Source organism: Haloferax sp. DFSO60, assembly GCF_046557615.1.
Taxonomy (GTDB): Archaea; Halobacteriota; Halobacteria; order Halobacteriales; family Haloferacaceae; genus Haloferax.
Map to the genome: position 1 here is coordinate 1,683,547 of NZ_JBKIII010000001.1, position 23,675 is coordinate 1,707,221.

Genomic DNA, 23,675 nt, shown 5'->3' on the forward strand with positions numbered 1-23,675 from the left:
CTCGTCACGGACCGCCCACCCCGACGAGCGACGCCTGCTACCTCGTCGCAGACACCGGCGGGAATTGCGCTCGCCACACCGATTTAGGCCGATTCGCTCTCATAGTCGAGCCATGAGCGACGACACACCGGGATTCCACACCCGCAGTCTCCACGCCGGACAAGAGCCAGACGCCGCGACCGGCGCTCGCGCACCGCCGTTGTATCAGACCACGTCGTACGTCTTCGAAGACGCCGCCGACGCCGCCGCGCAGTTCGCCCTCGAAAAACCCGGTCACATCTACTCGCGGCTGATGAATCCGACCGTCGGTATGCTCCAAGAGCGACTCGCCTCGCTCGAAGGTGGGGTTGGCGCGGTCGCCACCTCCTCGGGGATGGCCGCGTTCGACCTCACGAACTTCCTGCTCGCGTCGGCTGGCGACAACATCGTCTCGTCGTCGTCGCTCTACGGGGGAACCTACACCTACCTCACTCACTCCGTCGAGCGTCGCGGCGTCACCACTCGATTCGTCGATACCCTCGACGTGGACGCCTACGCTGAGGCCATCGACGAGGACACCGCCTTCGTCCACCTCGAAACCATCGGCAATCCGGCACTCGTGACGCCCGACATCGAAGCCATCGCCGACGTGGCGCACGAACACGGCGTGCCCCTCGTCGTGGACAACACCTTTGCGACGCCGTACCTGTGCAACCCAATCGAACACGGCGCGGACATCGTCTGGGAGTCCACGACGAAGTGGATTCACGGTGCCGGGACGACTATCGGCGGCGTCCTCGTCGACGGCGGCACCTTCCCGTGGGCGGAGTACGCCGACGACTACCCCGAGATAGCCAAACCGAACCCGGCGTACCACGGCATCAACTTCGCCGAGACCTTCGGCGACGCCGCGTTCACCTACGCCGGTATCGCTCGCGGCCTCCGCGACCTCGGGAACGCCCAATCGCCGTTCGACGCGTGGCAGACGCTCGAAAAGCTCGAATCCTTCCCGCTTCGGATGCGCGCGCACTGCGAGAACGCTCAACTCGTCGCGGAGTTCCTCGACGACCACGAGAAGGTGTCGTGGGTCAACTACCCCGGTCTCGAATCCCACGAGACACACGAGGAGGCCGCGAAGTACCTCGACGGCGGCTACGGCGGTATGATTACGTTCGGCCTCGCCGACGGGTACGAGGCCGCAAAAGGGACCGTGAACAACGTCGAACTCGCCTCGTTGCTCGCCAACGTCGGCGACGCGAAGACGCTCGTCATCCACCCTGCCTCGACGACCCACCAGCAACTCACCGACGACGAGCAGGCCGCCGCGGGCGTCACCCCCGACATGGTCCGTCTCTCGGTTGGCATCGAGGACCCCGACGACATCATCGCCGACCTGGACCAGGCCATCCGTACGGCTTCGAACTGACTCGCACCAGCGCCGCCGACCGTCGCCCCTTTTGTGGCTGAGTGTTTAGACCCGGTGTGGTAGAAGCACTGCTCGTAGTTGGTCTCGTGGTTGCGGTGTTCGTCGGGTTCAACATCGGCGGTTCATCGACGGGGGTAGCCTTCGGTCCCGCAGTTGGGTCGAACGTCCTCGGGAAACTCGCCGCTGCGGGGTTGATGACCGGCTTTGCACTCTTGGGTGGATGGACTATCGGCCGCGAAGTCGTCGCCAAGATGGGCGGCCAAATCGTCCCACAGAGCGAGTTTACGCTCGTTGCGAGCGTCGCCGTCCTCTTCTTCGTCGGGCTTGCGCTTCTCGTCTCGAACACGTTCGGCGTTCCCGCATCCACGTCAATGACAGCAGTCGGCGCGATTGCCGGTCTCGGACTCGCTCGGGGCTCTCTCGACTCCGCCGTCATGCTCGAAATCATCTCGTGGTGGATCGTCGCGCCCGTCATCGCCTTCTGGGTCTGTGCCGTTATCGGGCGGTACATCTACCCGTATCTCGATGCGTGGCTCAAACTCGACCAGAGCCATGGCCCACTCGTCAAACTCGACAAAACGGGGGCGATTCCACGCCCACAACTCGGGCCTAACACGACCTATCGAGAACTCGGAAGCACCATTCTGGTCGTCGTCGTCGCCTGTTACATGGCGTTCTCGGCGGGCGCATCGAACGTTGCGAACGCCGTCGCCCCGCTCGTCGGCAACGGTGCGCTCAGCATGGATATGGGGATTCTCCTCGCCGCAGGGGCGATTGGACTGGGTGCATTCACCATCGCTCGCCGGACGCTCGATACCGTCGGCAACGACCTCACCGAACTTCCGATTCTCGCGGCGCTCATCGTCGAAACCGTGAGTGCGTCGCTCATCTCGTTCCTCTCGGCAATCGGTATCCCCGCGAGTCTCGCCGTGAGTGCAACAATGTGTATCGTCGGCCTCGGGTGGGGTCGTGCGACCCGGACGGTCACGCTCGGCGAAGCGCTTGGGAAGGGTGAAGCACCTGCTGTCTCCGTGAACGCACTCGCCGCCGAACGCGAAGATCACGTCCCAGCGATGGGTGAGGAAGCACCCGACGAACTCGCATCCCACGACCTGTTCGACCCCGGAACGACGGGGCGGGTCATCTTCTTCTGGATTCTCACGCCCTCGATATCGGCAATCGCGTCGTACGCGCTCTTTTCGACGGTTTCGTTCTAACTCCCTTTTGGTGGGTCGAACATTTCCTCGCGAGACGCCGTGAGCGGGGCCACCACGCCAGTCGGTTTCGGCAAGAAAACAGCAAAGTCTAATGGGATGGCCTTCGAATCAGCGGTCGATGCCCACGGTAACTTACCTTAACTACGAAACTCTCGATGACCAAGGTTGGGACATGGATGACGACGACCTCTTCGAGAAAGCTGCTGACGCAGGCCTCGACGCTGAGGACTTCGGCGAACTCGAAGTCAACCAGGGCGAGTACATCCTCGAAGCCGCAGAAGCGCAGGGCTACGACTGGCCGTTCAGCTGCCGTGCAGGTGCCTGTGCAAACTGTGCTTCCATCGTCAAGGTCGGCGAAATCGAGATGGACATGCAGCAGATTCTCTCCGACGAAGAAGTCAACGAGAAGAACGTCCGCCTCACCTGCATCGGTTCGCCTACGACCGACGAGGTCAAGATTGTCTACAACGCGAAGCACCTCGACTACCTGCAGAACCGCGTCATCTAAGACGCCAACTCTCTGAATTTTTAACAGACTCACCCGACCAGCGACTGCTCTCGACTGAGTGTCGAACACTGGCCCTACTCTACGTCACTGCTGAGCCGTCGTCGTGTGCCTCCGACGATGTGCCCACGGACGTCGTGTCCACCGACGACGAGTAGCAGGCCAGCGATTCCGGCCAGCACGAGTCCGCGCACGACCGCTGGCAGCGACCCGGCCGCGAGGAGTGCGACCACCGCGCTGAGGACGAACCCTGCTTGCATGAGCAGTATCGCCACGACACCCTGCGTTCGCTGCCCCACCGACCCGTACTCGACACCGACAGCGACGGTTTCGACTGTCGTGTGGAGCGTCAAGAGCAGAACAGCGACGACACCGAGTGCTTGGTCAGCCGCGTACACTGCCGCGAGCGCGACACCCTCGATGACTCGATGCATAGTCAACGCACCGCTCACAGCACTGGCCCGTCTCACACTCCCCTTACCGGTCGCGTGTGAGTGTGGGAGCCACCGCCCAGCCACGCCTCCAACTACGACCCCGACGACACCGACTACAGGGTCCGCCACGGCAATCGGAAGAAAGAGACTGACGCCGAGACCCACGAGTACCACACCGAACGTAGTCGTGAGACGCCGCCGTGTCTCCGGTGTGAGTGTCGTGAATCGGGTCGAACCGAGGAGCGCCCACACCCCACCGACTGTGGCGACCCCGACCGACAGGAAGAGGACGACGGCAAGCGGGACGACAGTACTCTCGTTCGACCCGAACTCGTGGGCTCGAACGGGGCTGACACTCAACCAGACGAGTGCGGCGAGCGTGAGACCGCGGCCACGCCAGCGGCCACGGTTAGTCATCGCCACTTGAGTCCGTGGCAACTCGCTCGTGGATGTGACCCTCACGTGTCCGGAGGTGGTTGGGGCGTCGGTCGTTAGAGACAGCCAATATCTCCGCGACGATACTGTGTGCTATCTGGTACGGTGACCCGCCGCCAAGGTCGAGTCCGATAGGTGTGTAGAGCGTGGATAGCGCCTGTTCGTCGAACGTTGTTCCCTCTGCTTCGAATTGCTCGCGCATCTCCTCGAAGCGCTCGTGTGGTCCCATCAGTCCGACGTACGGGGCTGGCGACTCGAGGAGCGTCTCGATGGTCAACCGGTCGTCGATGAAGTTGTGCGTCATGACGACGGCGTAGGTTCGGTCGGTGAGGTCGACTGTGTCGGCGACTGACCCCGGTGAGGTCGTCAGCGTCTCGTCTGCGTCCGGGAACCGTTCTTCGAGGTCAACCCCGCCGCGGAACCCGACAACCGTCACTCGGAAGTCGTTCTTCGCGGCCAACTCGGTGACTGGACCAACGTCGTGGCCCGTTCCGAAGACGACGAGGTTCGGCGGGGCGGCGAGACCGTCGATGAACACACTGAGCCGACGCCCTTCGTAGTCGAGTTCGACGACGCCTGCCCGCCCACGCTCGGCGAGCGATTTGGCGTTCTCGGTCAGCGCCGCCAGCGACGTGGGCCAATCGCTGGCCGATTCGCCGTCGGGAGTCACGAAACTGCCATCGTCCGGGTAGTAGTACGCCCGGCCTCCGGTTTCGAGCGACCCACCGTCTCCTCCTGTTTCGTCTCCACTCTCGCCACTCTCGAGAACGGTGAGTACCGCCACGTCTCGCCCGCTGGCGAACGCTTCGACGGCCGGTCGGTAGGTTTCGGTCAGTGGCTCCAACAGCACTTCGATGATACCGTTACAGCCGACACCGAGGCCCCACACGTCCTCTTCGTCGTCCATCAGGTCGTAGGTGACGAGTTCCGGACGGCCCGCAGTGCGGACCGATTCAGCGACCTTACGAAGGTCGTCTTCCAGACACCCGGCGGTGATGCTGCCGACGCCTTCGCCCCCCTCGTCGAGGAGCATCTTCGCACCGGGGCGTCGGTAGGCGTTCCCCTTCACATCCACGATGGTTGCGAGGACGTCAGACCCGTCCGCATCGAGTCGCTCGTGAACGCGCTGTACAACTTCGGTCTCTGGGACACTCCACTTGCTTCCTGTCATGAGTTGAATCCTCTCTGGTCCTCACTCGTCTGCCGCGAAAGCGACAGGCCGGTCGCGGTGGACCCGTCACGAACGGCGTAGACTTTCTGTACGCCAGCGTCGTGCAGGTCGGTCCCGCACGCACCGGCGCGAATCGCTGTTCTGGCACGGTCGGCGTCGGCCACTGACGCGCCAGCGACGACATCGACGCCAGCATCGAACAGTGGGGTGGGAAGGAACGACGCGGTCGCACCGACGACCACGACCGTTGCCGTAGACGGTGCGGCGTCCAAATATCGCTCGACGCCGCCGTAGAGAAACGCAGAACCGGTCACGAAAATCACTTCAGCGTCGGCGAGTGCTGTGTTCGCTTCTGCCTGCCGATAGGTCGTGACCCGAACACCGTCTGGGGTGGTCACGTCGCCAACCTCGTCGCGTTCGATGACGCGAACGTCCACGTCGTCGAACTTCTTGAACGCGGGTCGGAACAGCCCGACTGTCGCAATCGTCCCGACGTTCGAGTCGAGCAGTGCCATCGGGTCACCGACCACCCAGTCGATGTACGGAGCCGACAGCGCGTTGAGTGCCGCAACGGCGACAGACAGCGAAACACGGCCATCGGGTGTTTCTGGCCCGCCGACCGGTGCCGACGCCGCCCAATCGAGCAGTGTCGCCACGTCGATGTCAGCAGTCGATGGTGCGGGACCGGGCGGCCGGTGCGCGAGACCGGCAGTTCGCTCGCCGTTCGATTGCTCTTCGGTTTGGGTCGCATCTCGCACACCGGATAGTTCGACCATCACCGCTTTGTCGCCAACCGTCACGCGCTCGACGGTCGCTCGGTTTGGCGCACCGAGCGTGCGGAGTTGGTCAACGACGGTTGGAAGGAGCGGGTCAGTCATTGGTCTCTCCTTTCTCTCGCGTGCTTCCGGCCGTTGCCGACGCCGCGCCGTCTCTGGAGTACCCTCGGCGCGGGTCGTACTCGTAGCCGATGGGTCCGGCAGTCCCACGTCGTTCGAGTTGTCGTGCGGCCTCGTCGAGGTCTGCTGGCGTGGCGAACCCAAACAACCCATCGACGTAGGGGAGACACGTCGCCATCCCTTTGGACAGCGGTTCGTAGTCTGGGGACACCGCGAGCGGGTTGAGCCACACGAGCGCGTTCGCCCGCCGGGAGAGCCACGTCACGCCCCGACGGAGGGTCTCCTGGTCGCCCACGTCGAGGCCGTCGCTGACGACGACGACGGCAGTTCGCCGGTCCACAGCGTGAGGGAACTCTCGCCGGAGTGTCTCGAACGCGTCTCCGATTCGCGTGCCGCCACCCCAGTCGATTTCGGCGGCACGGAGCGCAGCGGCGGGGTCTCCTTTCGCTCGTGCGAACTGGTCGGTGGCGTCAACGAGGTCTGTGTCGAACAAGAACACCGACCCGTTTCGGGCGCTCGTCTGGAGTGCCTCTGCAAACGCGAGGAGCGCCCCTCGGTCGATGGTGTCGAGGACAGACCCGCTGACGTCCACGAGGAGACAGCACCGGAGTTCGCTGTCAACTGGTTCTCGACTCGGCAAGCGAATCGGTGTCCCGCCAGTGGCGATGCTCGCGCGGAGTGCGCGGCGGGCATCGACGTGGCTTCCGCCTTCGGTCCTGTGGCTTCGGCGACCGGGAATCGTCGCCAGTGCGTCGATGAACCGGTCGATTGCCACCCGGTCGCGCTCCGAGAGCGGTGGGATATCGTTATCGACCGTCTCACGTCCGCCCACGGCGCTGTATCGCCGGGCATTGCCGTCGCCGGGGTCGGTCGATGCGGATTGGTCACCTGTCGTGTGCTGCATCCCCGTTCGAATACGAACGTCAACCCGGCCTGCTTCGTCGCCAGTGTCTATCTCGGGTGCCGCTGCGTTTCCGAGCGTCTCCGGGGTGTCCGTGTCGGCACCTTCTTCCTGTAGTTGCGCGACCGGGCCGCCCTCGTCTGAGTCGTCCGTCTCGTCTCCGGTGGGTGAGAGGCCACCCTCGTCGGTTGCGATTCGGTCGAGTCCAGTTCGCATGCGGTGCCAGAAGTTTGGAAACGCCTCGTCGAAGGCGTCGCCGTCGGCGGCGTCGGAGAGTAACGTCGCCCGTAGCGCGTCGGCGACGGCATCTCGGTCGGCGAGACCCATCACTGCGAGCGTGCTGGCACCGTCGAGACTGCCATTCGCTGGAACCGCCACTCCCGCGTCTCGGAGGTTCCGTGTGAAACGAATCAACTCCGTCACGACGTGGCGTCGTGCGAGTCGGAAATCGGGGACGTTCTGCCAGCCTCGTGGCTGGTTCTGTCTCGCAGTTTTCCCGTCGAAGAAGTCACGGCCGGGAGCCATCGGGAACCTCCGCGGTTCGTTCGTGTGCCACGGCCGCGGCCTCGCGTAGTCCTTCGAGCAGGTCGGAATCGACGCGCTCTACGTCTTCTACCTCCTTGAGCAGGCAGCCGATTGTCCGCTCGATTTCGGCGGTCGAAATGGATTCTGTATCCGCCGCCTCGCCATCTCCGCTCGAATCGGCTCGCAGGGTGGCAACCGCTCGCGCCCAGTCGAGGGTCTCGGCGACACCGGGGCGCTTGAGGAACGATTCCTCTCGGAGTCGTTCGACGATAGCGCACACCTCGGCCGCGACGACGGCGTCGAGTTCGGGTACCTTGCGGGTGACGATTTCGTACTCCGTCTCGAACGACGGCGGTTCGACGTGCAAGTAGAGACACCGACGTTTGAGCGCGTCGCTCAGCGCCCTCGTTCGATTCGAGGTTAGGATGACGATGGGTGGGTGGTCGGCCGTGATGGTGCCGAGTTCGGGAATCGACACCTGGAAGTCCGAGAGCAGTTCCAAGAGGAACGCCTCGAACTCCTCGTCAGCACGGTCTATCTCGTCGATAAGTAGTACCGGCGGCCGGTCGCCGCCTGCGGTGAGTACCCGCAGAAGTGGGCGTTCGAGGAGGTACTCCTCGTTGAACACCGAGTTCGAGCGAGTCGTCGTCTCGTCGGACACTTGGGTGTCACTTTCGCCTGCGCCCACCCGTGCCTCGTCCGACTGGACGGCGAGGAGTTGCTTCGTGTAGTTCCACTCGTACAGGGCGTTCTCGACGGTCAACCCCTCGTAACACTGGAGGCGAATCAACTCCGTGTCGAACGCCTCGGCGAGTACCTTCCCGAGTTCCGTCTTCCCGCTTCCCGGCGGTCCTTCCGCAAGGAGCGGGCGGCCCATCCGAAGTGCGAGATAGACGGTGGTGACGACGCGGTCGGTCGCCACGTAGTTCAGGTGGTCGAACCGCTCGCGTAATGCCGACTCCGAGAGGTCGCCGAACGGCGAAGGTGCGTTCGCGGAGTTCGGCTGTTCTTTCGTCATCGTGAGTGGGCGGGTTGGCCCTTGTCCGCGTCGAGGTACTGCTCGGGGTCGTTGCTGAAGGAGTCAGCACAGCCCTGACAGCAGAAGTAGTAGGTCTCACCCTCGTATGTGACGCTCGGTGCGCCCTCTGGTTCGACCGTCATCCCGCAGACTGGGTCGATGTGTGGGCCGTCACTCGCGTCGGCGGAGTCTGCGCTTTCTGCCTCGTCGTGGTCTCCGGAACAGCATGCGTCGGCGTCGGCGCTCTCGCTTGCATCGCCAGCGGTGACGTGCTTCGAGTCACCAGCAGATGCGGTGATTGCGCCCACCGATGCCCGAACCTCGACCAGTTCAGCCAGTATGCTGACGGCGATTTCGCCCCCCGTGTGTGCGCCGATATCGTGACCGGCGGGGTTCGTAATCGCGTTTCGAACCGCCTCCGGGTCGCTGTCGAGAAGTCCAGCGGCGCGTTCGACGACTTCTGTCGCGCGCACGCTACTCGCTACGAGACCGATGTACGGCGCGTCGGCGAGGACGCCTGCGGCGATACCGCGGGCGTCGTATTTGCCCATCGAGGCGACGACGACGAACGGTCCAACGCCGACTTCCGCGGCGATTTCGTCGGGGTCAAGCGTCGAGAGAACCGTGGCTGATTCGCCACTTGCCTGCTCCTCACTTGCCCTGTCCGGGTCAACGATGGTAACTGCTATGTCGAGTTCGGGGGCGAGTCTGGCGAGCGAGCGTGCGGCGGGTGAGTCACCGACGACGAGGAGTTGTGTCACCGGAATCACCGGTTCGACGAACACTTCGAGTGTCCCTTCGCTGTGACACGTCATCGGGAACGCGTCCAGTCCGGGGCGTGCAACGTCGTCCGGGTTTGGTGCGAGACCGAGCAGTCGCGGCTTTCCGTCGCCGATGGCCGCCTGTGCTTCTCGAATCACCGTCGATTGCGCGCAGGACGCGCCGCCAACCCAGCCGAAGAGGTCACCGTCTGCGGTGACGACCGCACGGTCACCGACGTTCGCCGACACTGGCGGTTCGCGCCGGACGACGGTCGCCCGGGCGTACGGTTCGCCGCGCTCGGTCAGCAGTCGTTCGCGTTCGGCGAGGTCGTCGCTGGCGTCCGCGGCGTCGTGGTGGCCATGATGGCCGTCGTGTGCTGTTCCGTCTGTCATTTATCGTTAGTCGTCTGCTGTCTCACCGCTTCCCGCCGCTTCGAACTCGAACTCGAAGTTGTCGGCCGGGTCGATGGCGAGGCCTGCTTCGTCGAGTTTCTCCCAGACTCGGTCGGGCGTCATCGGCATCTCGATGTGCCTGATACCTGCGTGTGCCATCGCGTCGACGACGGCGTTGACGATGGCTGGTGGTGACCCGACTGTCGGCGATTCGCCGACACCTTTCGCTCCGATGGGGTGGTGCGGAGACGGCGTGACGGTGTAGCCCGTCTCGAACTCCGGAATCTCCATCGAGGTGGGAAGCAGGTAGTTCATGAAGTCGCCACCGGTGACGTTGCCGTTGTCGTCGTAGGTGACGTGCTCCAGCATCGCCGTCCCGATACCTTGGGCGAGTCCGCCGTGGATTTGCCCTTCGATAATCATCGGGTTGATGCGGTTGCCACAGTCGTCGACGGCGACGAACTTCTCGAAGTCGACTTCGCCAGTCTCGCGGTCGACTTCCACAATGACGATGTAGGAGCCGAACGGGTATGTCATCTCCGGCGGGTCGTAGTAATCGACGGCTTCGAGACCGGGTTCTTCGCCCGCAGGGTGGTTCATGTACGCTCCGGCGGCGATTTCGGTAATCGTGACCGACCGGTCCGGTGCGCCGACGACGTGGAACCCGCCAGTTTCGCGGTCCCACGTCACGTCGTCTTCGCTCGTTTCGAGTTCGTTCGCTGCGATGGTCTTGGCCTTCTCGCGGACCTTCCGGGCGGCGACTGCTGCTGCCGCGCCCGCGACCGGCGTACTCCGTGAACCGTAGGTACCGAGTCCGTACGGGTCGGTGTCGGTGTCGCCGTGTTCGACCGTGATGTCTTCGACGTTCATGCCGAGTTCCTCGGCGACGATTTGAGCGAACGTGGTCTCGTGACCCTGTCCTTGCGTCTGGACACCGACTCGAACCGTGGCGCTCCCGTTCGGGTGTACCCGGATTTCGGCGGAGTCGAACATCTCGACGCCCGCGATGTCACAGGTCTTTCCGGGGCCTGCCCCGACAATTTCGGTGAACGAAGAGATGCCGATACCGAGCAGTTTGTCGGCGTCTTCGTCGATGCGGCGCTGTTGCTCTTCGCGGTAGGAATCGTAGTCGGACATCTCCAGTGCGAGGTCGAGCGCTTTCTCGTAGTCACCGGAGTCGTAGTTCCAACCGGTCGGACTCTTGTAGGGGAACTTCTCCGACGGGATGAAGTTCTTCCGTCGAATCTCTGCCGGGTCCATGCCGAGTTCGTCGGCGAGTACCTTCACCATCCGCTCGATGAGATAGACTGCCTCGGTGACCCGGAACGAACAGCGATAGGCGACGCCACCGGGCGCGGTGTTCGTGTAGGCTGCCGTCAACGACCCGTAGGCCGTCTCGATATCGTACGACCCGGTGAAGATGTTGAAGAACCCTGCAGGGAACTTCGATGGCTGGGCGACAGCGTTGTACGCGCCGTGATTTGCCAGCACGTGCGTTCTGACGGCCTGAATCTTGCCGTCCTTGGTCGCCGCGAGTTCGCCCGTCATGTCGTAGTCGCGGGCGAACCCGGTCGTCTGGATGTTCTCGGAGCGCTCCTCGACCCACTTCACGGGTTTTTCAAGCACAACCGATGCCGCCGCGGCGACGACGTAGCCGGGGTAGATTGGCACCTTGTTGCCGAATCCACCACCAACGTCGGGGCTGATGATTCTGACCTTGTGTTCGGGGATACCCGCCACCTGCGAGAACAGCGTCCGGTGGATGTGCGGGGCCTGCGAGGTCATGTGGACCGTCAGTTTGTCTCTGCCCGGGTCGTAATCACCGACTGCCCCACACGTCTCGATTGGTGCAGGGTGCAGTCGCTGGTAGAGCATCTGCTCTTTGACGGTCACCTCGGCCTCGTCGAACACCTTGTCCGTGGCCTCCTTGTCGCCCGTGTCCCAGTCGAGACAGTGGTTGTCTTCTTTCCCTTCGATGTCGTCGCGGATGAGCGGCGCGTCGTCTTCGAGTGCCTTCTTCGGGTCCACGACGGGGTCGAGGACGTCGTAATCGACGACGACTTTCTGCGCACCGTCTTTCGCGGTGTAGCGGTCGGTTGCGATGACCGCGGCGACCTCTTGGGACTGGAACTTCACCTTCTCGTTGACGAGGACGTCCTGCGTGTCCGCCATCAGCGTCGGCATCGTCGCGAGACCGTGTTCGAGCAGGTCGTCTGCGGTGATGACGGCGACGACACCGTCTACATCCAGCGCCCGCGACTTGTCGATGTTCTCGATACGGGCGTGAGCGTGCGGACTGCGGACGATTTCGCAGTGCAGCATCCCTGGTTTCTTGATGTCGTCGATGTAGTTACCGCGACCGGTGATGAAGCGCTGGTCTTCCTTGCGTTTGACCTCTTCACCCATGCCGCCACGACCGTGACCACAGAACGTCTCCGGGTCGGGTCCGCCGTCCTCCGAGTGAACGTAGGGTCGTTCGTCGCTACTCATTGGCTCTCACCTCCGGTGTCAGAGACGTGTTCGCGGTCGGTCGATGGCCCGCCACAGCAGTTCTCGACGCCACAGGTAAACTCGGCGTCGGTCGTGCTGGATACGTCGGTCGCTTCGACGCCACCGTCGGCGGCGGCGACCTCGCTTAGTTTCTCCGAGGCGTATTCGACCGATTTGACGATGTTCTGGTAGCCGGTACAGCGACAGAGGTTGCCGCTGATGGCCTCGCGAATCTCCGCCTCGCTCGGGTCCGGGTTGTTGTCGAGGAGTGCCTTTCCGGACATGAGCATGCCGGGCGTGCAGTAGCCACACTGGAGGCCGTGTTCCTCGCGGAAGCCCTCTTGTAACGGGTGGAGACCACCAGCCGCCTCGGGTAGTTCTTCCATCCCTTCGACGGTGAGCAGTTCGCTCCCGTCGGCTTGCGTGGCGAACATCAGACAGGACTTGATGGGTTCGCCGTCCTTCACGACGGTACACGCACCGCAGTTTCCGGTGTCGCACCCGATGTGCGTCCCGGTCATGTCTAGTTCTTCCCTGATTGTGTGTACCAGCAGTTGGCGCGGTTCGACTTCGACCGTATGCTCGGTCCCGTTGACCGTGAGCGTAATTTCTCGTGTAATCGTCATTGTTTCACCGTTCGTTTCACCGCGCCAGTTCGTTCGGCCGCGTCGGCGAGTGCGCGCTGGGTGAGGACGCTCACCATTCGTTCTTTGTACGCGACACCGCCGTGTTCGTCGGCCTCTGGGTTCGATTGCTCTGCGGCCAGTTCTCCGGCGCGCTTGAACACGTCGCTCCCCGGACGCTCACCTTCGAGATACTCCTCGGCGTCGGTCGCCCGGACGTTGGTGATATCGACGGCGGTGAGCGCGATGTTGGCAGTCTGGATGACGCCGTCGTCGTCGAGAACGAGTCGCACGGCCGAACCGACCATCGCGTAGTCACCGACCTTGCGCTTCAGTTTGCGATACGAACTCCCCTCGTTCGGGGCCGGAACCGGCACGCGAAGTTCGGTGAGTAGTTCGTTCTCTTCGAGCGTCGTGTCGTACGGAAGCAAGAAGAACTCGTCCGCTGGGATGACCCGTTCGCCGTCGGGACCGTGAGCGACGACCTCGCCTTCGTGGGCGAGGAGGACGCTTCCCCAGTCACCTTTCGGGTCCGCCTGTGCGACCGACCCCGCGACCGTCCCGCGATTTCGAATCTGCGGGTCGGCGACGAGTGGGGCCGCGTCGGCGAAACTGCCGTACTTCTCGGCGATGAGGTCGGAGTGTTCCACGTCGGCGTGGCGAACGAGCGCGCCGATTCTGAGCCATCCATCTGCTTCTTCGAAGGTGTCGAGACCTTCGACACGGTTGATGTCGATGATGGTCTCCGGCACCGCGAGTCGGAATCGAAGCATCGGAACCATACTCTGACCACCGGCGAGAATCGCGCGGTCGTCCAGACTTTCGAGCAGACTCACGGCCTCTTTGACGGTGGTTGGCTCGTGCTGCTCGAACGGTGCGGGTTTCATAACAGCCCTCGGATTCGGTCTGTGATGCTCGAATCTGTCTCCTCGCTCACTTCAGTCATCTGCCGCTCGATATCCTTGAAGAAGTTGCCGACGATTTTGTTCGCAACCGGGTTGATGACGCGCGACCCGAGTTGGGCGATGCGACCCGAGATGTCGGCCTCGGTCCACCACTCAATTCGTGAGCCGTCGCCGTCTTCGAGCGGGAATATCTGCATCCCCGACTCCATGCTGAAGCTACTGCCACTGGCGCTTCCACCGCCCGTCGCGGTCATGATGAAGTCGTCATGGTCGCGCTCTTGGATGGTCACCGTCGTCTCGAAGCGTGGTTTGACGCTCCCGACACCGACTTGCATCAGTGCGGCGTACTCTTGACCTTCTTTGAACGCGCGCGCCACGACGTCGTCCGGGTCTGCCTCCGGGAGCGTCTCGACGCCTTCTTCTGGCTCGTAGTCGTCGAAACTGAAATCGTCAGTCTTCGGCGTGATGTACTTACAGCCTTTCAACGAATTTCGGACCGCGATAGGGTCGGACAACACGATCCACGCCTTCTCCGGCGGGACACTTTCGAGTTCGAACTCGCCGTTGAACTCCATCAATACCACCCCGGCCTGTGCCGCGTCGGTCGTCTACTGCTCGTACTCATCTTTTATAACCCCGCACTATGTGCATACTATTACCTCAAGCTCTGTCATGGACTACTATGACAATAAGTGTTCGGGGATATGCTATCACCTAACACAGGATAATACATTCAATGAGTTCCAAAAAAGCGCACGACGGCGACGACCTCATCCCGGTATCGGACGCGAGTAAACGAACTCGATTACTTCGTGACGAACAACTGGCTCGGCTCGGGACCGAACGGGTCTCGCTCGACCACATCGTCGGTCGAACAGTCGCAGAGACGGTCGTGGCTCCGGTCGACCTTCCCGAGTATAGTTTCGCAACGATGGATGGGTTCGCCTTCGACGCGTCTGATTCCTACCCATTCGAGGTCGTCGAGACTGGCGTGTTTCCCGAAGACGAACCACCCCCGCTCGACCCCGGAACGGCGACTCGAATTGCGACCGGTGCGCCACTCCCACCGTCGGCGAATGCCGTCCTCAAACGCGAGGAGGCAGTCGTCGAAGACGGCCAACTTACCGGTCCCGACATCGAGCAGGGGACGTACGTCTACGAGCGCGGGAGTAACGTCTCGGCGGGAACAGAGCTGTTCGCAGTCGGCGACCGTCTCGGTGCTAAAGATGCCATCTTGCTGGGTGACCTCGATATCGAAGACGTACGACTCCACGAGCGATTTTCGGTCGGGTTGCTGGCGACCGGGACGGAGATTCACGAGGGCCGTCTCGCCGACCTCGATTCGCCGATGCTCGCCGGACTCATCCGGTCGTGGGGTCACGAGGCGACGTACGAAGGGTCGGTCCCCGACACGTACGACCGAGTGAAAAACCGCATCGCTGACCTCGCCCGCGACTACGACGTCGTCGTCACCACCGGTGGAACGAGCGTTGGCGACAAAGACTACGTCGTCCGTGCGCTCGCCGACCTCGGCGAGGTGTTGTTTCACCGCGTCCAACTGCGCCCGGGGAAACCCATCGCCGTCGCTCGACTCCCCGACTACGACGCGGTGGTGTTCGCCATCCCCGGCAAGCCAATCGGCGCACACCTCGTGACATCGCTCGTCGCCCGACCGTTCTTCACCGGTGAATCGTCGCTTCCGACAGTCACTGCGCGAATGGCGCGCGACGTTGGCCTCGCCGTCCCCGGGTTCACGTACGGGATTCCCGTGACTCTCGAGGATGGCGTCGCGATGCCCCTCGGACACGCCGACTCGGCACTCTCGGTGTACGAAGAGACGTTCGACCCGAGCGTCCTCTCTTCGACTACGCGCGCGAGTACAGCAGATGGCGTGATACTCACGGAAGACCCGGTTGCGGCCGACGAACAGGTCGCCGTCGTCCCCTTCTCGGTACTGGAGCGATGACGGCAGAGCGCCCGGAGCGAGACCCGGAGTCAGCGGTCGATTCTCGAGGCCTTCCCATCGTTCGGGGCGCCGTCTCCGACTCTTCTCTCGGTCTCGACTCCACGGGGAACTCGCCGACCATTATCGGTGTCCTCCTCGCCGCCGGGACGAGCAGTCGATTTGGCGACCAAAACAAGTTGCTGGCAACGCTCGATTCGGAGCCCGTCGTCCGCCACGCCGCTCGAACACTCGTCGAGAGCGGCGTCGATTCCGTCGTCGTCGTTCTCGGCTACGAGGCCGACCGCGTGCGCGACGCCCTCGACGGTCTCTCTGTCGATACCGCCGTCAACGACGCCTACGATACGGGGCAGGCATCGTCGCTTCGGACGGGAATCGGGGCGGTTCGAGAGCGATACCCCGACACAGACGCAGTCGTCGTCGCACTCGGTGACATGCCCTTCGTCGCCCCCGAGACCGTCGATTCACTCTGTGCCGCGTACGCGGGCGGTGCCGGTGACGCACTCGCCGCAGCGTTCGACGGCGACAGAGGAAATCCAGTCCTCTTCGACGCGCGTCATTTCGACGCGTTGCTCGACACTGAAGGAGACATTGGTGGGCGCGAGATTCTTCTCAACGGCGAAAAGAGCGCGCTCGTCGCCGTCGACGACCCCGGAGTCAGGCGCGACGTCGACGTTCCAGACGACGTCTGAGTTCGAGACGCCGCATGGCATCTCGACAGACCGAAGCTCGAGCCCTACTCGGAGTCGAGTTTTTTGACGATAATCTTCCCGTCTTCGACGTGCCACTCGACTCGGTCACCGGCACCGACATCGAGAAAATTCCGCACTGGTTTCGGTATCGTCGTCAAGTTCTTCTCGGATATCTTCGTGTCCGTAAGGCGGCCCATAGTTCACGAGTAATCACGTAGCCAACTCATAGTTTACGCTATGGGGTGTCGATGGCCAATGGTCGGTATCAAAACCGTCAGTCTGCTGACTGCCAGCGATGGGCACCGCCGTCCGAGGCTTTCGAGAAATCGAGGTTGTATCGGTCGGATTCGATGAGGACGGGGCCGGGGACGTACGTTCCTTCTTTGGATTCGACTGGCCTGATGAGGTTTCGTTCAGCCATCGTCGAGAGGACGTCTTGGACCGTTCGTTCGTAGCCGGGTTGGAGGTTCGCTTCTTCCATCACGGCTTCGACGGTTATCGTCCCCTTGAGAAACGCGAGCCTGATGACCGACACCCAGGCTGGTTCGCGCTTCGTCTCCCGACACATGCCTCCTTTCTCTGTAGTGTGAGCGGTTATAGCTTCTGGAGAGCGGACGTGTGTCGCTTGAATCCGTCTCACTCCCTCGTTAGCTTCTATCGAAACTCTCTCACAACGCCACGAGTTCGCCGTCGTCGGGAACGGCCACGGCTTCGTCGGTGGCAACGGTGATGATGTTACTGTGGGCACTTTCACGATTGATATCGTTCCCGAACACCTATCTCCCTCGCCCCCAGTCTCCGGGTATGTTCGGTATCGGCACGCTCCCCGACCTGCTCAGATTGGTCGTCGTGCCCGTTCTCGCGTGGACCGCGTGGCGCGACATCCGCACGCGGCGCGTCCCCAACGTCGTCTGGTACCCTCTCGCGGCGTTAGGACTCGTCTTGCTCGTGTGGGAACTGCTCGGCCACCTCCCCGCAGAGACGGTGTTCGACCGCCTGTATCTCATCCGCGTCGGCGTGAGCGTCTTCTTCATCGTCCCGCTGTCGTACCTATTTTGGCGACTCGGCGGCTTCGGCGGCGCAGACGCGAAAGCACTGATGGTCTTTGCTATCCTCCTGCCGACGTTCCCGAGTTACACACTCGGCGAAACGGTCCTTCCGCTCACGCGGACGACGCTCGGCGTCTTCTCGATGACTATCCTCACGAACACGGTCATTCTCGGCCTCGGCTACCCGCTCATGCTCGCGGCTCGAAACCTCACAGAAGGCGAGTTCGAGTTCCCGATTTCGTTCGTCGGGCGGAAGGTGTCGGTCCCGTCACTCTCGACTGCTCACGGTCGTCTGTTCGAGTCTCCCGAGGGAATCACGCGAAACGGTCTCGACCTCGACGCCCTCCGAATGTACCTCCGCTGGCGTGGGCTCACCCTCTCCGACGTGCGTGAGAACCCCGACACCCTGCGTGACCCCGCGACGATTTCCGAGACGTTCGACCCGACCGACGGTGCGGTTCATCGCGCTCCGGTGACTGATGGTGGCGTCGTCGCTACGGATGGAAACCAGGACGTAGTCGCCGACGGCGAATCGGACGACTTCGACGACCTGTGGGGTGCAGACGCCTTCCTCGATGCAATCGAGGGGTCGGCCTACGGAACGACGCCCGAGAAACTCCGCGGCGGCCTAGAGGTCGTCACCGAGCGCGAGTCGGTTTGGATATCGCCCGGCATTCCGTTCATCGTCCCGATGTTCTTCGGGTTAGTCGCCGCGCTGGTCTACGGCGACATCCTCTTCGGCGTCCTCGGCGCACTCGGAATCGTCTAATCGACATCGAACGAGCCGACGGTGACGCACAAGAGATAACTCACGTCACCTCGTGAGCCGAATTATGGCTGTCGAGGTCGATTTCGGCGACGATGGGCTCGTCCCCGCCGTCGCACAGGATGTTGAGTCGGGGGAGGTACTCATGCTGGCCTACGTTTCCCCAGAAGCACTGGAGCAAACGCTCGAAACGGGCCGGGCACACTACTACTCGCGGAGTCGTGACGAACTGTGGGAGAAAGGCGCTTCGAGTGGCCACACCCAAGCAGTACAAGAGGTTCGGGTCGATTGCGACGCCGACACGTTGCTCTATCTGGTCAACCAGAACGTCGGCGCGTGCCACACCGGCCATCGGTCGTGTTTCTACCGAACTATCGACGGTGAGACCGTGGGCGAGCGCGTGTTCGACCCCGACGACGTATACGAATAATCGAATGTTGAGAGAGCGATGCTGAACGTGAACCCGGTCGCGGTGTTTTCGCTCCTCCTCGGGCTTGCGTGCTTCGGCATGGGGGCCCGCTTGCTGAAGAGTGCTGCCGCCGCCAAACGTACCGCTCGTCCAGACGACCCCGAGTTCGTCCTCGACCCGACACGCGAGGACCCACCAGACGACGAAATCGACGGCGACGGCCTCGAACGCGGCTTCATGCTTCTCGTCTTCGGCGGCCTGTGTCTCCTCTTCGCGGCGATTAGCTTCTGAGCGGGCGAGACAGGATTACGACCGCGTAGGGCTCTCCGCTGATTTCTACCTGCATCGTCTCGCGTTTCTCGAACCCGCGAGCGCGATAGAATCGTCTTCCAACGTCGTTGTCGGCCAGTGTGTCCAACACGAGAGTCGTGTACTCCTCGGGAATCGCTTCCTCGACCGATTCGAGGAGTCGTGTCCCGATACCCTCTCCCCACCACGCCGGGTCGACGTAGAGTACCCACAGTCCGGCCTCGTCGTCGCCGACGAACGATTTGGTGTCTTCTCCCCATCGAACTGCGGCAAAACCGACGATGTGGTCGCCGGTTGTGTCTCCAGCACTGGACTCCTCGACAGCGTCCCCTGCCGATTCATCGACGGCGACGACGTAGCGCCCGGTCCTCGACTCGTTGAGGCTGGTCGCGTAGACGAGTCGCTCTTCTAACGACGAGGTTGGTGGCACAGTTTCGAGACTCGGCAGGGCCTCGTCGGGGAGGATGTGGCAGTAGGCGTCGTTCCAGCATCGGACGTCCACGCGCCAGATGCCGCGCATGTCGGCACGAGAACGCGGCGGCCTGATGACCACGTCGCTGTTCATACCGGAGTTACGCAGGCGAGTCGTAAAAGTGAGAACCGAGTTATAAGTCGAAATCGAGTTACAGTTCGTCTAAGGCCGCATAGAGCGCGTCGGCGGCGTCTTCGGCGAGTTCTTGGGCGCGTGCTTCGCTCCGGCCTTCGGCGTAGACCCGAACTTTGGGTTCGGTCCCCGAGGGTCGGACGAGAACCCATGCATCGCCGTAGTCGAGTCGGTAGCCGTCGGTCGTATTCGGCGTCGCATCCGAGGCTTCGGCGTACGCGGCGGCCGCCGAGAGCATCGCATCGAGTTCTTCGTCGCGTGAATATTCGACGTTGATGCGGACGTTGTAGTAGTCCTGATACGGGGCGACGACCTCACTTGCAGGTTGCTCGGCGACGAGTTCGAGGAACTTCGCCGCGATGTACGCGCCGTCGCGGACGAGTCGGTAGTTCGGGAAGAAGACGCCGCCGTTGCCCTCGCCCGCCACCGGGACGTTGACGCCTTCGGTCCACAGTTGACGAATACGGGTGATGAGATTGGTCGAGCCAATCGGCGTGAGTTCGAGGTCAGCGTCGGCTTCTTCGCACACGTCAACGAGCCGTTGTGAGACGTTGACCGCAGAGACGGTCGCGTCGCCGGGTTCGAGGTTCGCGGCGACGAGCGCCGCCAGCGACGACTCACCGGAGATTGCCTCGCCGTTCTCGTCGACGAACACGGCGCGGTCGGCGTCGCCGTCGTGGGCGATGCCGATATCTGCGTCGCTCGCGCGAACCAGTCGTTCGAGGTCGGTCAAGTTCTCGGGGATTGGTTCTGACTCGCGACCGGGGAAGTGGCCGTCGGGTTGGGCGTTGACCGTGCGGACTTCACAGCCGAGTTCGCGGAGGAAGTTGGGCGTGACGAGCGAGCCTGCGCCGTGGCCGGGGTCGAGTGCGACGGTGAGATTCGCGTCCGCGATTTTCTGTCTATCCACGCTGGCGAGGAGTTCGTCCAGATAGTCCTGATTCGCCGTCTCGACGGTTCGGACCGACCCAACCTCGTCCCACGCGGCCACGTCGAAGTCTTCTGCGAGAATGTGGTCTTCGACCAGTTCCAACTGTTCGACCGAGAGTTCGACGCCGTCGTCCACGAGTTTGACGCCGTTGAACTCTGGCGGGTTGTGGGAGGCGGTGATGATGACGCCCGGAACGTCCTCGACTTCGCAGTAACGGACGGCCGCAGGCGTCGGCGTGACGCCGAGGTCACAGATATCGACACCGACGCTGGCGAGCCCTGCGGAGGCGGCGTTGACGAACATCTCACCCGTCGTTCGCGTGTCACGGGCGATTGCGACGCGGTCGGTGTTCCAGACCGTCCCCGCGGCTTTGGCGACGCGAAGCACGAACTCGGGGGTGAGACTTTCACCCACCACGCCACGCGTGCCGCTGGAACCGAAGAGTTTCATTGCCTCTGTCTCTACACTGGCGCGACAAAGCCGTTCCGAACTGTTGGGATTCAGGTCGGTCAATTTGTGGTCGCAACCGAGCTTCTTACTGGGCATCCAGTCGCCGCATTCGGTGTGTTTAGGCCCCTCGCTCTCTCAGGAGGGCGTATGTTCCCTGAGTTCGAAGTTATCCCGGCAGTCGATATGCAAGACGGCGAGGTCGTCCAACTCGTCCAAGGCGAGCGTGGGACCGAGAAAAGCTACGGCGAACCGGTCGAAGCCGCACGCAAGTGGGTCGATTCGGGCGCGAAAACACTCCACCTCGTTGACCTCGATGGCGCGTTCGAAGGCGAGCGAAAGAACGCTCCTGCGGTCGATTCCGTCCTCGACGCAGTTTCAGTTCCGGTTCAACTCGGCGGCGGGATTCGAACTGCTGACGACGCGCGCGAACTTCTCGAACGTGGCGTTGACCGGGTGATTCTCGGGACTGCGGCGGTCGAAAACCCCGATATCGTCTCCGAACTCGCCGCCGACTACCCCGACGGCGTGATGGTGAGCCTCGACGCGAAAGACGGCGAAGTCCTCGTCTCCGGGTGGACCGAAGGGACCGGTCTCGACCCCGCCGAGGCCGCCGCGCGCTACGAAGAACTCGGTGCGGCCGCGATTCTCTTTACCGACGTGGACGTCGAAGGCCAACTCGAGGGTGTTCAACTCGGAACGACCACGAGTGTTGTCGAAGCCGTCGATATCCCGGTCGTCGCATCGGGCGGTGTGGCCACACTGGACGATATCCGTGCGCTCCGCGATGCTGGTGCGGCGGCGGTCGTCGTCGGGACGGCACTCTACGAGGGTCGCTTTACCTTGGAAGAAGCGATGGACGCCTGAATTCGTCTCAGAGACGGACGTATTTCGTGACGAGTTCCGCGATGGAATCGACCGTTCCGTAGACGCCTGCTGCGACGAACAGCACGCCGATAAGTACGATTTCGGGCCGTGGGGTGTGCAAGAAGGGCGCGCCAAGTGCGAGCATCGCTGTGGTCACGAGGTCACGCTTCGGGTGACTCGTGAGTGCGCACATTATGCGGTCCTCCGTCTCTCTCCCTCGAGAGAATCGCTGGCTACGCCTTTCTGTCTCCCCATTCACTCACCACCGTTGCTCCGGCCGCGAACAGCACGAGTACCCCACCCACTGCGGCCGTCGTTCCTGAAGGAGCGGTGAGCAACAGCCCGCCAATGCAGATGGTATACCCAGCCATCAGCGCTCCTGTTCGATGCATGTGGGTCTCTCTCAGTCAGAAGATATGAAATTCAGGCAGACGTGCGTCTGACACAGCGCCACACAATTTGCACAAACCATTCAGTTCGAGCGACTGTGGGGAGCGCAATCACCTTATGTTCGCCCCTCTTCGAACGCGATATGAGCGACGCCGACCGAACTGCTGCGCTTTCGCGCGAGACGAGCGAGACGACTATCGAGGTGACACTCGATATCGATGGCGATGGCGACGCCGTCGTCGATACGGGAATCGGCTTTTTCGACCACATGCTCGAAGCCTTCGCCAAACACGGACTGTTCGACCTCACGGTCAACTGCGATGGCGACCTCCACATCGACGACCACCACACTATCGAAGACGTGTCCATCGTCCTCGGCGAGGCGTTCGTCGAAGCACTGGGCGACAAGCGTGGTATCGTCCGCTACGCTGACCGTAAGGTTCCGCTCGACGAGGCGGTTGCATCCGTCGTCGTGGACGTCTCGGGCCGTCCGTTCTTCGACTTCGATGGCGACTTCTCGCAACCCTACATCGGCGAGTTCACCAGCCACATGGCCGAACACTTCGCGCTCTCGCTGGCGATGAACGCCGGACTCACCCTCCACGTCGGTGTCGAAGGCGACAACGCTCACCACGAGGTCGAAGCGATGTTCAAAGCACTCGCTCGCTCACTCGACGACGCGACGAAAATCGACCCACGGCGCTCGGACACCCCGAGTACCAAAGGCACCCTCTAATCAGACTTTTCGCAACTGCCCGTTCGTCTCTTCGAGGAGACCGCGTTCGATAGCGTACTCGAAGATGTCGCGTACTTCGTCGTCTTCGAGACTGTAGGCGTTCGCCGCGAGGTCTTCGACGTCGTTTCTATCGACCGGGAATTCGCGGTTCTGGAGGATGCGAATCACCTGTCGGAACTTCGGTGGCTCAGGTCGCAGTTCATCGCCGTTTGCGGTCGAGTTCGCTGGTTCGTCGGCCCCTGTGTCTGCTGTATCGACCGTCTCGTTGTCTTCTTCTTCGTCGGATTCAACCACTTCCTCGGAGGCCAGTTCTCCTTCGGATTCTACGCCCACTTCGACTGTCTCTGTCGATTCCGGTTCCGAGAGTGGGTCTTCGGTCGGTGATTTTTCGGTCAGTGACTCCGACACTGACTCTTGTTCGGGTTCTGGCGCAGGTTCGACAGCATCGACTTCGACGGATGCGGCCCCACCTGCCTGCGACCCAGCCGACTCCGGCGGTCCCGCCGTCGGCTCGGGAGTGACATCGGGTGCGGGCGCGTCGCCGTCCGACACGCCGAGTCTCGTCATGAGCGGTTCGATGACGGAGGTGAGCGTCTCTTGGCAGTCGGCACAGAGGATGACACGGCGCTGGTCCGGAGCGGGGGTGAATTTCGGGGGAAGCACCTCGAAGATTCCTGCGGCGTCGCCACCACAGAAGTCACAGGAGCGAAGTTCGCGCATGCACGAGGTGTCTCCCTGCGGCGGGAAAAACCCTTGTCCACCAGCACTTTCGTCGTATTTCGTGACCTGCTCTCTCTTCGTGGTTCGGCCGTGTTTTTCCATGCCCACGCCGG

At 62.6% G+C, this 23,675-nt stretch carries 27 protein-coding genes; 10 read left to right on the forward strand and 17 right to left on the reverse strand.

The window, feature by feature from the left end; all coding sequences use genetic code 11:
- Positions 1-112: 112 nt before the first annotated feature.
- From ACK509_RS09030 to fer, 3 genes are all read left to right on the forward strand, one after another.
- The gene (locus tag ACK509_RS09030) at positions 113-1,405 is read left to right on the forward strand and encodes an O-acetylhomoserine aminocarboxypropyltransferase/cysteine synthase family protein (protein ID WP_410766151.1); all 1,293 of its coding nucleotides are present in this window, start codon (positions 113-115) and stop codon (positions 1,403-1,405) included.
- 95 nt (positions 1,406-1,500) lie between these two features.
- Positions 1,501-2,622, forward strand: a complete 1,122-nt coding sequence (locus ACK509_RS09035; RefSeq protein WP_410766278.1) for an anion permease — start codon at positions 1,501-1,503, stop codon at positions 2,620-2,622.
- A gap of 118 nt (positions 2,623-2,740) precedes the next feature.
- Positions 2,741-3,130 carry a ferredoxin Fer gene (fer, locus tag ACK509_RS09040; RefSeq protein ID WP_390225408.1) on the forward strand — a complete coding sequence of 130 codons (390 nt, stop codon included), beginning with the start codon at positions 2,741-2,743 and terminating at the stop codon, positions 3,128-3,130.
- Positions 3,131-3,204: 74 nt separating this feature from the next.
- On the opposite strand, the gene ACK509_RS09045 is transcribed toward fer, so the two are convergent.
- From ACK509_RS09045 to ACK509_RS09090, 10 genes are read right to left on the reverse strand one after another with little or no spacing between them, the layout of a single operon-like run.
- A complete protein-coding gene (locus ACK509_RS09045; RefSeq protein ID WP_410766152.1) occupies positions 3,205-3,978 on the reverse strand; it encodes a hypothetical protein in 774 nt (257 codons plus the stop codon).
- Positions 3,971-5,167: an XdhC family protein gene (locus ACK509_RS09050; RefSeq protein ID WP_410766154.1), complete on the reverse strand. Its 1,197-nt coding sequence runs from the start codon at positions 5,165-5,167 to the stop codon at positions 3,971-3,973. Before ACK509_RS09050 ends, ACK509_RS09045 begins: the two co-directional genes overlap by 8 nt.
- The gene (locus ACK509_RS09055; RefSeq protein ID WP_410766155.1) at positions 5,164-6,045 is read right to left on the reverse strand and encodes a Rossmann-like domain-containing protein; all 882 of its coding nucleotides are present in this window, start codon (positions 6,043-6,045) and stop codon (positions 5,164-5,166) included. The genes ACK509_RS09050 and ACK509_RS09055 overlap by 4 nt, the downstream gene beginning before the upstream one ends.
- Positions 6,038-7,489 (reverse strand): VWA domain-containing protein, encoded by a 1,452-nt coding sequence (locus ACK509_RS09060; protein ID WP_410766156.1) that lies wholly within the window; start codon positions 7,487-7,489, stop codon positions 6,038-6,040. The genes ACK509_RS09055 and ACK509_RS09060 overlap by 8 nt, the downstream gene beginning before the upstream one ends.
- Positions 7,473-8,507, reverse strand: a complete 1,035-nt coding sequence (locus tag ACK509_RS09065; RefSeq protein WP_410766157.1) for an AAA family ATPase — start codon at positions 8,505-8,507, stop codon at positions 7,473-7,475. The genes ACK509_RS09060 and ACK509_RS09065 overlap by 17 nt, the downstream gene beginning before the upstream one ends.
- The gene (locus ACK509_RS09070; RefSeq protein WP_410766159.1) at positions 8,504-9,661 is read right to left on the reverse strand and encodes an XdhC family protein; all 1,158 of its coding nucleotides are present in this window, start codon (positions 9,659-9,661) and stop codon (positions 8,504-8,506) included. Before ACK509_RS09070 ends, ACK509_RS09065 begins: the two co-directional genes overlap by 4 nt.
- A gap of 6 nt (positions 9,662-9,667) precedes the next feature.
- Positions 9,668-12,151: an aerobic carbon-monoxide dehydrogenase large subunit gene (locus ACK509_RS09075; RefSeq protein WP_410766161.1), complete on the reverse strand. Its 2,484-nt coding sequence runs from the start codon at positions 12,149-12,151 to the stop codon at positions 9,668-9,670.
- Entirely contained in the window at positions 12,148-12,777 is a 630-nt protein-coding gene (locus ACK509_RS09080; protein WP_410766162.1) for a (2Fe-2S)-binding protein, read from the reverse strand. The genes ACK509_RS09075 and ACK509_RS09080 overlap by 4 nt, the downstream gene beginning before the upstream one ends.
- Complete coding sequence (locus ACK509_RS09085; RefSeq protein WP_410766163.1) at positions 12,774-13,661, reverse strand: FAD binding domain-containing protein; 888 nt, start codon at positions 13,659-13,661, stop codon at positions 12,774-12,776. The genes ACK509_RS09080 and ACK509_RS09085 overlap by 4 nt, the downstream gene beginning before the upstream one ends.
- Positions 13,658-14,254 carry a CoxG family protein gene (locus ACK509_RS09090; RefSeq protein ID WP_410766164.1) on the reverse strand — a complete coding sequence of 199 codons (597 nt, stop codon included), beginning with the start codon at positions 14,252-14,254 and terminating at the stop codon, positions 13,658-13,660. Before ACK509_RS09090 ends, ACK509_RS09085 begins: the two co-directional genes overlap by 4 nt.
- Positions 14,255-14,415: 161 nt before the next feature.
- Here ACK509_RS09090 and ACK509_RS09095 point away from each other — a divergent pair, with 161 nt between their 5' ends.
- Both ACK509_RS09095 and ACK509_RS09100 read left to right on the forward strand, forming a co-directional pair.
- Positions 14,416-15,645 (forward strand): molybdopterin molybdotransferase MoeA, encoded by a 1,230-nt coding sequence (locus tag ACK509_RS09095; protein WP_410766165.1) that lies wholly within the window; start codon positions 14,416-14,418, stop codon positions 15,643-15,645.
- Positions 15,642-16,334, forward strand: a complete 693-nt coding sequence (locus ACK509_RS09100) for an NTP transferase domain-containing protein (protein ID WP_410766166.1) — start codon at positions 15,642-15,644, stop codon at positions 16,332-16,334. The genes ACK509_RS09095 and ACK509_RS09100 overlap by 4 nt, the downstream gene beginning before the upstream one ends.
- A gap of 44 nt (positions 16,335-16,378) precedes the next feature.
- Here ACK509_RS09100 and ACK509_RS09105 read toward each other — a convergent pair whose 3' ends face one another.
- Together ACK509_RS09105 and ACK509_RS09110 are read right to left on the reverse strand one after the other, a co-directional pair.
- Positions 16,379-16,531: an AbrB/MazE/SpoVT family DNA-binding domain-containing protein gene (locus tag ACK509_RS09105; protein WP_410766167.1), complete on the reverse strand. Its 153-nt coding sequence runs from the start codon at positions 16,529-16,531 to the stop codon at positions 16,379-16,381.
- A gap of 77 nt (positions 16,532-16,608) precedes the next feature.
- A complete protein-coding gene (locus ACK509_RS09110; protein WP_410766168.1) occupies positions 16,609-16,902 on the reverse strand; it encodes a hypothetical protein in 294 nt (97 codons plus the stop codon).
- 236 nt (positions 16,903-17,138) lie between these two features.
- Between ACK509_RS09110 and ACK509_RS09115 the strand changes: the two genes are divergently transcribed.
- From ACK509_RS09115 to ACK509_RS09125, 3 genes are all read left to right on the forward strand, one after another.
- Positions 17,139-18,152 (forward strand): prepilin peptidase, encoded by a 1,014-nt coding sequence (locus ACK509_RS09115; RefSeq protein ID WP_410766169.1) that lies wholly within the window; start codon positions 17,139-17,141, stop codon positions 18,150-18,152.
- A gap of 64 nt (positions 18,153-18,216) precedes the next feature.
- Positions 18,217-18,579, forward strand: a complete 363-nt coding sequence (gene hisI, locus ACK509_RS09120) for a phosphoribosyl-AMP cyclohydrolase (RefSeq protein WP_410766171.1) — start codon at positions 18,217-18,219, stop codon at positions 18,577-18,579.
- Between the two features lie 18 nt (positions 18,580-18,597).
- Positions 18,598-18,849, forward strand: coding sequence for a hypothetical protein (locus ACK509_RS09125; RefSeq protein WP_410766172.1), 252 nt, complete (start codon positions 18,598-18,600; stop codon positions 18,847-18,849).
- Here ACK509_RS09125 and ACK509_RS09130 read toward each other — a convergent pair.
- Both ACK509_RS09130 and glmM read right to left on the reverse strand, forming a co-directional pair.
- Positions 18,839-19,432, reverse strand: coding sequence for a GNAT family N-acetyltransferase (locus tag ACK509_RS09130; RefSeq protein WP_410766173.1), 594 nt, complete (start codon positions 19,430-19,432; stop codon positions 18,839-18,841). The two genes, ACK509_RS09125 and ACK509_RS09130, sit on opposite strands and share 11 nt — an antisense overlap.
- 58 nt (positions 19,433-19,490) lie before the next feature.
- Positions 19,491-20,852 (reverse strand): phosphoglucosamine mutase, encoded by a 1,362-nt coding sequence (gene glmM, locus ACK509_RS09135; RefSeq protein ID WP_410766174.1) that lies wholly within the window; start codon positions 20,850-20,852, stop codon positions 19,491-19,493.
- 147 nt (positions 20,853-20,999) lie between these two features.
- On the opposite strand from glmM, the gene hisA reads away from it, so the two are divergent.
- A complete protein-coding gene (gene hisA, locus ACK509_RS09140) occupies positions 21,000-21,716 on the forward strand; it encodes a 1-(5-phosphoribosyl)-5-[(5-phosphoribosylamino)methylideneamino]imidazole-4-carboxamide isomerase (RefSeq protein ID WP_410766175.1) in 717 nt (238 codons plus the stop codon).
- A gap of 7 nt (positions 21,717-21,723) precedes the next feature.
- Here hisA and ACK509_RS09145 read toward each other — a convergent pair whose 3' ends face one another.
- Together ACK509_RS09145 and ACK509_RS09150 are read right to left on the reverse strand one after the other, a co-directional pair.
- Positions 21,724-21,909, reverse strand: coding sequence for a hypothetical protein (locus ACK509_RS09145; protein ID WP_410766176.1), 186 nt, complete (start codon positions 21,907-21,909; stop codon positions 21,724-21,726).
- 40 nt (positions 21,910-21,949) lie between these two features.
- Positions 21,950-22,108: a hypothetical protein gene (locus ACK509_RS09150; RefSeq protein WP_410766177.1), complete on the reverse strand. Its 159-nt coding sequence runs from the start codon at positions 22,106-22,108 to the stop codon at positions 21,950-21,952.
- A 140-nt stretch (positions 22,109-22,248) separates the two neighbouring features.
- Here ACK509_RS09150 and hisB point away from each other — a divergent pair, with 140 nt between their 5' ends.
- Positions 22,249-22,842: an imidazoleglycerol-phosphate dehydratase HisB gene (hisB, locus tag ACK509_RS09155; protein WP_410766178.1), complete on the forward strand. Its 594-nt coding sequence runs from the start codon at positions 22,249-22,251 to the stop codon at positions 22,840-22,842.
- Here the strand turns inward: hisB and ACK509_RS09160 are convergent, their stop codons facing one another.
- Complete coding sequence (locus tag ACK509_RS09160; protein ID WP_410766179.1) at positions 22,843-23,562, reverse strand: hypothetical protein; 720 nt, start codon at positions 23,560-23,562, stop codon at positions 22,843-22,845.
- Positions 23,563-23,675: the final 113 nt, after the last annotated feature.